The organism is Tepidiforma sp., from assembly GCF_034433535.1.
Lineage (GTDB): Bacteria > Chloroflexota > Dehalococcoidia > Tepidiformales > Tepidiformaceae > Tepidiforma.
This window is the reverse complement of sequence record NZ_DAOUAO010000137.1, coordinates 1-8,968: the sequence shown is the minus strand read 5'-3', so window position 1 is coordinate 8,968 and position 8,968 is coordinate 1. Positions and strand designations below refer to the sequence as shown.

Here is an 8,968-nt window from a genome sequence, read left to right as displayed (position 1 = left end):
CGCTCCTCGGCGAGGATACGTTCAAGGGCGAGGCGGAAATGGAGGACCTCGGCATCGCGGAAGAAGGCGAGGATGGCCCGGGCCGACCAGCCCTCGCGCGTGCGGTCATCGAGGCGGGCGTCATCGGCATCGGCGACGAGCTGGGCGAGGGCGGCGGGGGTGGCGGCGAGGGCTGCGATGGCGTCGTCCATGAGGAGAGGGTAGCAGGTGCGCAGCCGGCGGGGCCGGTAGACTGTGGGGTGATGGCGGAGCCGAAATCGTTCCGGGTGCGCGGGGCAGGCGTCGAGCTGCAGGCGTGGGAGTGGCCGGGGGACGAGCCGGCGGTCTTCCTTGCGCATGCGACCGGTTTTCACGGCCGCTGCTGGGACCGGGTCGCGGAGCGGCTGCCGGGGGTGCGCGTTATCGCGGTCGACATGCGCGGGCACGGGCGCAGTGAGAAACCGGAGCCGCCCTACCGCTGGCCGGCCTTCGGCGATGATGTGGCGGCGGTGGTGCGGGAGCTGGGGCTGGGCGGCGCCATCGGCGTGGGGCATTCGAAGGGCGGCTACGCGGTGACCCGCGCGGCGGCGCTCGAACCGGGCGCGTTCGCCGCGCTGCTGCTGGTCGACCCCGTTATCGGGCCGCGGGGCTACCGCCGGCAGATGGCCGAGGATGACCATTTCGCGGCGCGCCGGCGAAACGCATGGGACTCCCCCGAGGAGATGGTCGCGCGCTTCCGCGGCCGGGAGCCGTTTTCACGCTGGGACCCGGAGGTGCTGGAGGACTACTGCCGCTGGGGGCTCCTGCCGAACCCCGCAGGCGAGGGCTACGTGCTGGCCTGCCCGCCCCGCATTGAAGCAGCCGTGTATGCGGGCGCCTACAACGAAGCGCCCGGCGAGGATATCTACGAGCTGATTGCGCAGGTGCAGGTGCCGGTTCGGGTGCTGCGCGCCCGGCCGCGAGACGAAGCGAACCCGATGGACATGAGCGGTTCGCCCACCGCGCCGGACCTCGCTGCGCACTTCCCCCGTGGCGAGGACGTGCCGGTGCCGCAGTACTCGCATTTCATCCCGATGGAAGACCCGGGGTTCATCGCGGCGGAGATTGACCGCCTCCGGAGGTGAGGGGGAGAGGGGGAGAGAGGGAGAAAGGGAGAAGGGGAGAGGGGGAGAACGGGAGAGGGCGTTCCCGGTTCCCGGCTCCCCGCTCCCCGCTTCAACCTCCCACCTCCCACCTATCTCAGCGTGATGCCCCCATCGACGGAGATGACCTGGCCGGTGATGTTGCGGGCGGCGGGGGAGGCGAGAAAGGCCGCCAGGTGGCCGATATCCTCGGGCGTCTGCTCGCGGCCGAGGGGGACGCCGTTCTTGACGACGGCGAGGAACACCTCGCGCGGGCTGAGGCCGGCGAAGGCGGGGTTCGAACGCTGGATGCCCGCGGCGAGGCCTTCCCAGGCGCGGGTCCAGAGGAAGCCCGGGCAGATGGCGTTCACGCGGATATCGAAGGGAGCGTATTCGAGGGCCGTGCTCCGCGTGAGCGAGATGACGCCCGCCTTGGCTGCGGCGTAAGCGGGAAGGGTCGGCGAGGCCGAGAGGCCGGCGATCGAGGCGATGTTGACGATGGCGCCGCCGCCGCGCTGCTTCAGGTGGGGCACGGCGAGTTTCGTGCCGAGGAAGGTGGAGCGCAGGTTCTGGGCGAGCTGCTCATCCCAGGCGGCCGGGGGCAGGTCCTCGACCCGGCCGCTGCCCGCGGATTGAAACAGGGCGGGGTCGAACGGGGCGCGGCCAGCCCCGGCGTTGTTGACCATGATATCGAGGCCGCCGAGCTGATCGACGACGCTGCGGATGGCTGCGTCGAAGGAGTCCTCCTCGATGGCGTCGCAGTGGAGGGCGATCGCCCCGCCGGGGAGGGAGGCTGCGGTGGCGCGGGCCTGGTCGAGGTCGAGGTCGAGGAGGGCGACGCGGGCGCCCTGGGCGGCCATGACGGTTGCGATGCCGGCGCCGATGCCGCGCGCGCCGCCGGTGACGATGGCGACTTTGCCTTCGAGGGGGTTCATGAGGGGCTCCTTTCAGGGTCAGCGGCCGACGAACGTGGGCTCGCGCTTTTCGAGGAAGGCGCGGACGGCCTCGCGATGGTCGGTGGTGAAGCCGGAGATGCGCATGAGGAGGGCCTCCTGGTCGAGCACCTGCTGGAGGGTGCCGACCTCGGCGAGATTGAGGTTCTGCTTCATGCGGGCATAGCTGGCGGTGGGGCCGCTGGCGAGGCGGCGGCAGAAGTCGAGTCCGGCGGTCATGAGCTCGTCGTGGGGGACGACGCGGTTGACGATGCGGAGTTCGAGCGCGCGGGCAGCATCGAACATCTCGCCGGTGAAGTAGAGCTCGCGGGCGATGGCCGCCCCGCAAAGCCGCTGGAGGAAGTAGGAGCCGCCGAAATCGCCGGAGAGGCCGACGTTGCGGAAGGCGGTGCCGAAGCGGGCGCGGTCGGAGGCGATGCGGATATCGGCGGAGAGGGCGAGGCTGAACCCGGCGCCGGCGGCCGGGCCGTTGACGAGCGCGACGACCGGCTTGGGCATGGTGTGGATGCGGAGGACGGTGCGGTTGTGGGCCTCGCGCAGCTCAGCGGCCATGCGTTCGATGGTGGCGATGAGCGCGCCGGGGTCGGGGGAGGCGTCGTCCCCGGCGGGAGCGCGGTCGTTGCGGGACTGCATGGCGCGGACATCGCCGCCGGAGCAGAAGCCGCGGCCGGCGCCGGTGATGGCCACGCAGCGGACGGCGGAGTCTCGTTCGCAGCGTTCGAGGTGCTCGCCGAGGAGGGGGATGAGGTCGCCGCCCATGGCATTGAGCGACTCCGGGCGGTTGAGGGTGATAAGGCCGACGCCGTCGACCAGTTCAAAGAGGACATCGGGCATGGGGCAGGCTCCGGGGAAGGTGTGGGGCGGATGGTGGCGCATCAGCAGCCGGCCGGCAAGCTTGCTACTCAACTTGATAGTTATATACTCACGTTATGCACGACCTGCCCGACGCGCTCATCGACGAGGTGGCCAACCGCTTCCGGCTGCTGGGGGACCCGACGCGGCTGCGCATCCTGCGCGCCATGCTGGCCCGCGGCGAGGCGACGGTCGGGGAGCTGGCGGCGGCCACGGGGTGTTCGCAGGCGAACGTGAGCAAGCACCTGCGCCTGCTGCTGGACGGCGGCATGGTTCGCCGGCGGCCAGTTGGGACGTCGGCCTACTACCGCTTGGCCGACCCGGCGGTGGAGGAGCTGTGCGAGCTCGCCTGCGGCGTGGTGCGGCGCCAGGTGGCGGCCGAGGCGGCGCGCATCGGGCTGGTCGCTGGGGGTGGGACATGAAAACCGTGCAGTTCGTAGCCGAGGCCCTCGGCGATGCCTCGTACCTCGTGGTCGACGGCGACACCGCCGCGGTGATCGACCCGCAGCGGGATATCCGCCCGTTCGTGCGGGCGGCGCGGGAGCACGGGGCGGAGATTCGCTACGTGGTGGAGACGCACGTCCATAACGATTACGTCTCCGGCGGGCGCGAGCTGGCGGCGCTCGGGGCCGAGGTGGTCGCACCCGCGGCGGGAAAGCTCGAGTTCCCGCACCGCCCGGTCGCAGACGGCGACGTCATCGACCTCGGCGGGGCGAAGCTGCTGGTGACCGCTGCGCCGGGGCACACGTACGAGCACGTGGCCTACCTCGGCGTCACCCCCTCGGGGGAGGTGCGCGGGGCGTTCACCGGCGGGGCGCTGCTGATGGCCGCGGCCGGGCGGACCGACCTGCTGGGCCCGGAACACACGGAGGAGCTCACCCGGCTCCAGTGGGAAACCGCCCAGAAGCTGCGGAAGCTGGTACCGGCCGCGGCCGACGTGCTGCCGACGCACGGGGCGGGTTCGTTCTGCAGCGCGACCGGGACCGACCTCGGCCGCTGCGGGCCGATGGCCGCCGAGCTGCTGCGCAACCCTGCGCTGACCGCGATGAGCTATGAGGAGTTCCGGGCGCTGCACCTCGCCAGCGCCATGCCGATCCCCGGCTACTACCAGTACATGGCCCCGATCAACCGCAGGGGGCCGAAGGTCTACGGCGAACCGCCCAGGCCGCGGCGGCTGACCCCGGCGGAGCTCGAGGGACTTGCCGGGGAGGTGCTGGTGCTCGACCTCCGCGCCCGGGCCGATGCCCTCGCCGGCCTCTACCCGGGCGCCCTCGCCATCGAGGAGAGCGGGGCGATGCTGGCGTACGTCGGCTGGTTGGTGCCCTTCAATGCGCCGCTGGTGCTGGTGACCTACGACGCCGCCCAGGCCGAGCGCGTGACTATCGACCTCTTCCGCATCGGCTACGAACAGGTGCGCGGCTTCCTGCCGGCAGCCGAGCTGCCGCGGGCGGAGCGCGTGACGCCGGCGAGCGCTGAGGAGCTGGCGGCGGCGCTGCGCAGCGGGCGGGTGCCGGTGCTCGATGTGCGCTACGCCCAGGAACACCGCGATGAGCCGCTGCCCGGGGCCCGGCCGCTGCCGTTCGACCTGGCCCCGCAGTGGGCGCGGGAGGTGCGGGGGCCGGTGTACGTGGTCTGCGCGAGCGGCCAGCGGGCGGCGATGGCGGCGAGCTACCTCGCCCGGCTGGGGGTGGATGTGCGGCCGCTGATCGCGGGGGGTGCTGCGGAGGTGCGCCGGGCGCTCGGGGCGGGGGTGGGCTGAGCACGAGTTTCCCTGCTAGCCGGCGGCGGCGCGGAAGAAGGCCTCCGTGGCGGCATCGGCGGGAATGAAGGCTTCGATGCGCAGGTCCTCGGCAAGGGCATCCTGCGCGGTGCCAAAGGTGGCGACCACGCTGATGAGCGACAGCACGCCGACCGGGGTCGCCAGGCGCACGGGCAGGATGGGCAGCAGGGGCCGGGCGCGCGCGGGCTGCCTCAGCACCGCCGGGACGTGGGCTTCCAGTTCGGCGAGGACGGCGCGGAGATCAGAACCACCGGGTTCGAGGGCATCGGCCGCGGCCCGGCGCCAGGTCTCGGCGGCGATTTCGTCCCAGTTGGCGATGAAGGGCCTGATGCCGGCGGGGTGGAGCGCCGCCCTGAGCAGGTTGATGCCGCCGGGCCGGCCGGGATTCCAGCGGGCGTTGCCAAGCGCCTGGACGAGCCGCTCGAACGCGCGATTGGCGGCGCGCACCTCCCAGCAGCGGTCGGCGGCGACCGCGGGGAACGGTTCGTGGAGGTCGAGGTAGAGGCGGAGGGCGCGCTCGACGAGCGCCGCGGCCTCGGCGGGGGGCGCGGCGGGGGTGAGCGGGGGGAAGCCGGCGGCGGTGAGCAGCTCATCGGCGGCGCGGTGGGGGAGGCCGAGCGCGGCGGCGAGGCGGAGGACGACCTCCCGACCGGGTCGGGCGCGGCCGGTTTCGAGGAAGCTGAGGTGGCGCTGGGAGACGCCGGAGGCGGCGGACAGTTCGAGCTGGGAGAGGCGGCGCGCGCCCCGGTACTCGCGCAGGAGGGCGGCAAAGCGGGGTAGGGGCAGTTCGGAGGCTGGGGCAGCCGGCATGGGGGAAGTCTGCCGCGCCGCGGAATGGTGTCAATTCCCTCGCGGGGAATTGCCGTGCTACCCGCCGCAGGGGAGGCTGGGGGCAGCTTCAGCTGGAGGTGTCCGGGATGACGGACCGGTGGGGTTTCGCGGCTGCGGCCGTGGCGTTCGCGGCCTTCGGGGCGTTTACGGCGGTGGTGCTCGCGCAGGTTGGCCTGTGGGGCATCTTCGAGCCGCACTTCACGATGTGGGGCCCGGCCCAGGTGTTCATCGACCTGGTGATCATGGGGCTGATCACCATCGGCTGGATGGTGCGGGATGCCCGCGAGCGGGGCACGCGGGCGTGGCCGTTCGTGCTGCTGACGCTGGCGCTGGGCTCGTTCGGGCCGCTGGCCTACCTGATGGTGCGGGCGCGGCGGGGGATGCGTCAGGCGGGCAGCCGGTAGCGGAGGATGGCCCCCACCCCGCCGAGGGCGCGGAGCCCCGGGTGGTCGCGAACAGTTTCGACGCGGGCGCCGGTGGCCGCGGCGAGCCGGGCGAGTTCGTCTTTGGCCTCAGCGGGCTCGTAGGCGTCGTCGATCACGACGATGTCGGCGGCGCCAGCTTCGAGTGCGGCGCGGGTCGACTCGTAGCCGGCGACGCCGAGGTCGCCTTCGAGGACTTCGCCCGCGAGGATGTCGGCGGCGGCCTGCGATTCGTCGCTTTCGACCTGGAGGAGGAAGTGCTGGACGGCGCGCTGGACCTCGTCGAGGCCGGCGCGGATATCGAGGCGGATGTCGCCGCGGGCGACGCGTTCGGAGAGCTGCGCGGGGAGGGCATCCCGCAGGAGCGGGAGGGCGACCTCGTCGCCGGCGAGGACGAGCCGGGTCGCGCCTTCGCGCTCGCAGAGGTCGGCGATGAGGCGGGCGGCCTGTTCGGCGAATTCGCGCCGGTGGTTGAGCACGTGGCGGAAGAAGCGGTGCTCGTTCATGCCGCTGGTGGAGCGCATCTGGTAGTTGTAGGGGTCCTCGTCCTTGCCCGGGACCTCGGCGACGGGTTCGCCGCGGACGACGAACAGGCGGAGGGTGTTCGTATCGGCGAGGGCGACCACCGCGGTTTCGATTTCGTCGAGCAGGCGGGCGAGCTGGTAGAGCCGGGGGACGGAGTCGTAGACGACCTGGTTCTCAAAGGGGGCAGGCGCGGCGACCGTTTCGAACAGGCCGGCGGCGGAGCAGCTGAAGATGGCGAGGCCCTCGGCGGCCGGGTCGGCGGCGGCGATTGCCTCGTGGACGCGGGCGGCGTCGGCGCGGAAGGATTCGAGCGCGGGGCCGCGCACGCCGAGGCTGCGCTCAATCTCGCGCAGGCGGTCCTTCAGGACGACATCGCCGGTGCGGTGCCCGGGGCGCTCGCCGGTGGCCTGCGGGCGGCGGTCGAGGTAGACGCTCAGGATGCCGACGCCGGCGGGCGGCTGCCAGCGAGCGATGCGGCGGAGGGTTTCAGCAAGGCTGGACGCGAACGAAGCGGAATCACTGGTCATGTCTCCAGTGTACGGGCTCCCGGGGCTTGCGGAGCGGACGTTCGACCCCGGTCGGGGCTGCCGGCCGGCCCGGGGGTCGCGCGGGACGGCGGATTGCCCGGGGCTGGTACACTCTGCGGCATGACGATGACGGGTTCGATCTTGCGGGAACGGGCCGCGGCCGCGCGGCGGGCTTCGCGGGTGCTGGCGCGGCTTTCGACGGCCGAGAAGAACGCGGCGCTCGAACGGATCGCGGCGCTGCTGGAAGCGGAGCAGGAGGCCGTGCTGGCCGCCAACCAGCGCGACCTCGCGGCGGCGCGCGAAGCCGGGCTCGATGACTACTTCGTGGAGCGGCTGACGCTCACGCCGGAGCGGCTGCGCGGCATCGCGCACGACACGCGCTCGGTGATGCAGCTGCCGGACCCGGTCGGCGAGGTGTTCGATTCGCGAACGCTGCCGAACGGGCTGTGGATCGGGCGGCGGCGGGTGCCGCTGGGCGTTGTGGCGTGCATCTACGAATCGCGCCCAAACGTGACGGTGGATATTGCGGTGCTGGCCCTGAAGAGCGGCAACGCCGCCATCCTGCGGGGCGGCAAGGAGGCGCGCCACAGCAACGCCGCCCTCGGCGAGCTGATCGCCCGCGCGCTGGCCGATAGCGCCGTGCCGGGCGACGCCGTGCAGGTGGTGAGCGACCCCGACCGCGCGCACGTGGATGAGCTGCTCGAGATGAACGACCTCATTGACGTCGTCGTGCCGCGGGGCGGGCCGCAGCTCATCGACTACGTGCGGCGCAAGGCGACGATGCCGGTCATCGCTCATGGGGACGCGGTGGTGCAGATTTATGTTGATGAGTTCGCCGACCTCGACCTCGCCGAGAAGGTGGTGGATAACGCGAAGACGCGGCGGTACAGCATCTGCAACGCGGTCGATACGCTGCTGGTGCACGCGGCCATTGCGAAGCCGTTCCTCGAGCGGATGGCCGCGCGCTGGGGCACGAAGGTGACGTTTATTGCCGACGACCGCGCGCATGCGATCCTCGCGGCGACCGGGGCGCCGCTGGAGCGTGCCAGCGAGGCGACGTGGTCGACCGAGCACCTGGCGCTGCGGGTTGGCGTGCGGGTGGTCGATTCGATGGAGGAGGCGACGGACCACATCGAGCGGTACGGCAGTCACCATTCGGACGCGATCCTGACGGAGAACTACAGCCGGGCGCTGGAATTCCTCGATGTGGTCGATTCGGCGGCGGTGTATGTCAATGCGAGCACCCAGTTCACCGATGGCGCGCAGTTCGGGCTCGGCGCGGAGGTCGGGATTTCGACGCAGAAGATGCACGCGCGAGGGCCGATGGGCCTGCGCGAAATGACGAGCTACAAGTGGACTATCATCGGCAGAGGGCAGGTGCGACCGCTGTGATCACGTTTGAGCGAGAGTGTCGGACGCCGCATTCGGAGTCGTATACGATTTTCGAAGACGGCGGGATTGTCGGCCGGATCGATTTGCATTACCAGGGCACGAATGTGTACGCGACGCTGTGCACCACGGCCGACGCGAACGAGGAGCGCATCCAGCAGCTGATCGATGCCGCGGATGAGCAGCTGGTGATGACGGCCGACCCGTACCGGGAGGATTTCGTGGTGACGGTCTGGAAGGGGTCGCCGGGCGGGGTGTACAGCGACAGCGAGATGGACGACGACGAGGACGACGAGGACACGTTCCGCCTGAACTGAGCGCGGCCGGGGGACGCCGGGGCGATGTCGCTCAGGCGCCGATGACGACGTTCCAGGGCTCGACGCGGTGGGCGGTGACGAGGCCGTTGAGGACGTACGGGTCGCGGATGACGAAATCGGCGGCGGCTTCTTGGCTGGTGAAGATGATGACGGCGCCGCGGACGGGGTCGCCGTAGGCACCTGCCATGCGGAGGGAGCCGGCTTCGAAGCATTCGCGGACGAGGGCGAGGTGGGCGGGCCGGAACGGCTCGCGGCGTTCGAGGATATCGGGG

12 protein-coding genes are annotated in these 8,968 nt (G+C 71.6%); 6 read left to right on the top strand and 6 right to left on the bottom strand.

The features are described from left to right. Positions 1 to 191, bottom strand: a 191-nt coding sequence (locus VAE46_RS07525) for a hypothetical protein (protein WP_322796310.1), incomplete at its 3' end; no start/stop codon positions are given. A 51-nt stretch (positions 192 to 242) separates the two neighbouring features. On the opposite strand from VAE46_RS07525, the gene VAE46_RS07520 reads away from it, so the two are divergent. After that, positions 243 to 1,103 carry an alpha/beta hydrolase gene (locus VAE46_RS07520; RefSeq protein WP_322796309.1) on the top strand — a complete coding sequence of 287 codons (861 nt, stop codon included), beginning with the start codon at positions 243 to 245 and terminating at the stop codon, positions 1,101 to 1,103. A 110-nt stretch (positions 1,104 to 1,213) separates the two neighbouring features. On the opposite strand, the gene VAE46_RS07515 is transcribed toward VAE46_RS07520, so the two are convergent. Together VAE46_RS07515 and VAE46_RS07510 are read right to left on the bottom strand one after the other, a co-directional pair. After that, positions 1,214 to 2,035, bottom strand: a complete 822-nt coding sequence (locus VAE46_RS07515) for an SDR family NAD(P)-dependent oxidoreductase (RefSeq protein ID WP_322796308.1) — start codon at positions 2,033 to 2,035, stop codon at positions 1,214 to 1,216. Between the two features lie 18 nt (positions 2,036 to 2,053). Continuing rightward, positions 2,054 to 2,959 (bottom strand): enoyl-CoA hydratase, encoded by a 906-nt coding sequence (locus tag VAE46_RS07510; protein WP_322796307.1) that lies wholly within the window; start codon positions 2,957 to 2,959, stop codon positions 2,054 to 2,056. Between the two features lie 23 nt (positions 2,960 to 2,982). Here VAE46_RS07510 and VAE46_RS07505 point away from each other — a divergent pair, with 23 nt between their 5' ends. Both VAE46_RS07505 and VAE46_RS07500 read left to right on the top strand, forming a co-directional pair. Next, positions 2,983 to 3,327, top strand: a complete 345-nt coding sequence (locus VAE46_RS07505) for a metalloregulator ArsR/SmtB family transcription factor (protein WP_322796306.1) — start codon at positions 2,983 to 2,985, stop codon at positions 3,325 to 3,327. Further along, positions 3,324 to 4,664 carry an MBL fold metallo-hydrolase gene (locus tag VAE46_RS07500; RefSeq protein WP_322796305.1) on the top strand — a complete coding sequence of 447 codons (1,341 nt, stop codon included), beginning with the start codon at positions 3,324 to 3,326 and terminating at the stop codon, positions 4,662 to 4,664. Before VAE46_RS07505 ends, VAE46_RS07500 begins: the two co-directional genes overlap by 4 nt. Before the next feature lie 15 nt (positions 4,665 to 4,679). Here VAE46_RS07500 and VAE46_RS07495 read toward each other — a convergent pair whose 3' ends face one another. After that, entirely contained in the window at positions 4,680 to 5,495 is an 816-nt protein-coding gene (locus tag VAE46_RS07495; RefSeq protein WP_322796304.1) for a helix-turn-helix transcriptional regulator, read from the bottom strand. A gap of 107 nt (positions 5,496 to 5,602) precedes the next feature. Between VAE46_RS07495 and VAE46_RS07490 the strand changes: the two genes are divergently transcribed. Then, positions 5,603 to 5,920: a hypothetical protein gene (locus VAE46_RS07490; RefSeq protein ID WP_322796303.1), complete on the top strand. Its 318-nt coding sequence runs from the start codon at positions 5,603 to 5,605 to the stop codon at positions 5,918 to 5,920. On the opposite strand, the gene VAE46_RS07485 is transcribed toward VAE46_RS07490, so the two are convergent. After that, positions 5,902 to 6,990: a hypothetical protein gene (locus VAE46_RS07485; RefSeq protein ID WP_322796302.1), complete on the bottom strand. Its 1,089-nt coding sequence runs from the start codon at positions 6,988 to 6,990 to the stop codon at positions 5,902 to 5,904. The two genes, VAE46_RS07490 and VAE46_RS07485, sit on opposite strands and share 19 nt — an antisense overlap. 126 nt (positions 6,991 to 7,116) lie before the next feature. Here VAE46_RS07485 and VAE46_RS07480 point away from each other — a divergent pair, with 126 nt between their 5' ends. Beyond that, positions 7,117 to 8,382, top strand: a complete 1,266-nt coding sequence (locus VAE46_RS07480) for a glutamate-5-semialdehyde dehydrogenase (protein ID WP_416223952.1) — start codon at positions 7,117 to 7,119, stop codon at positions 8,380 to 8,382. Further along, complete coding sequence (locus VAE46_RS07475; protein ID WP_322796300.1) at positions 8,379 to 8,696, top strand: hypothetical protein; 318 nt, start codon at positions 8,379 to 8,381, stop codon at positions 8,694 to 8,696. Before VAE46_RS07480 ends, VAE46_RS07475 begins: the two co-directional genes overlap by 4 nt. Positions 8,697 to 8,727: 31 nt before the next feature. Here the strand turns inward: VAE46_RS07475 and VAE46_RS07470 are convergent. After that, positions 8,728 to 8,968: YciI family protein (locus tag VAE46_RS07470; RefSeq protein ID WP_322796299.1), on the bottom strand; the 241-nt coding region annotated here is incomplete at its 5' end.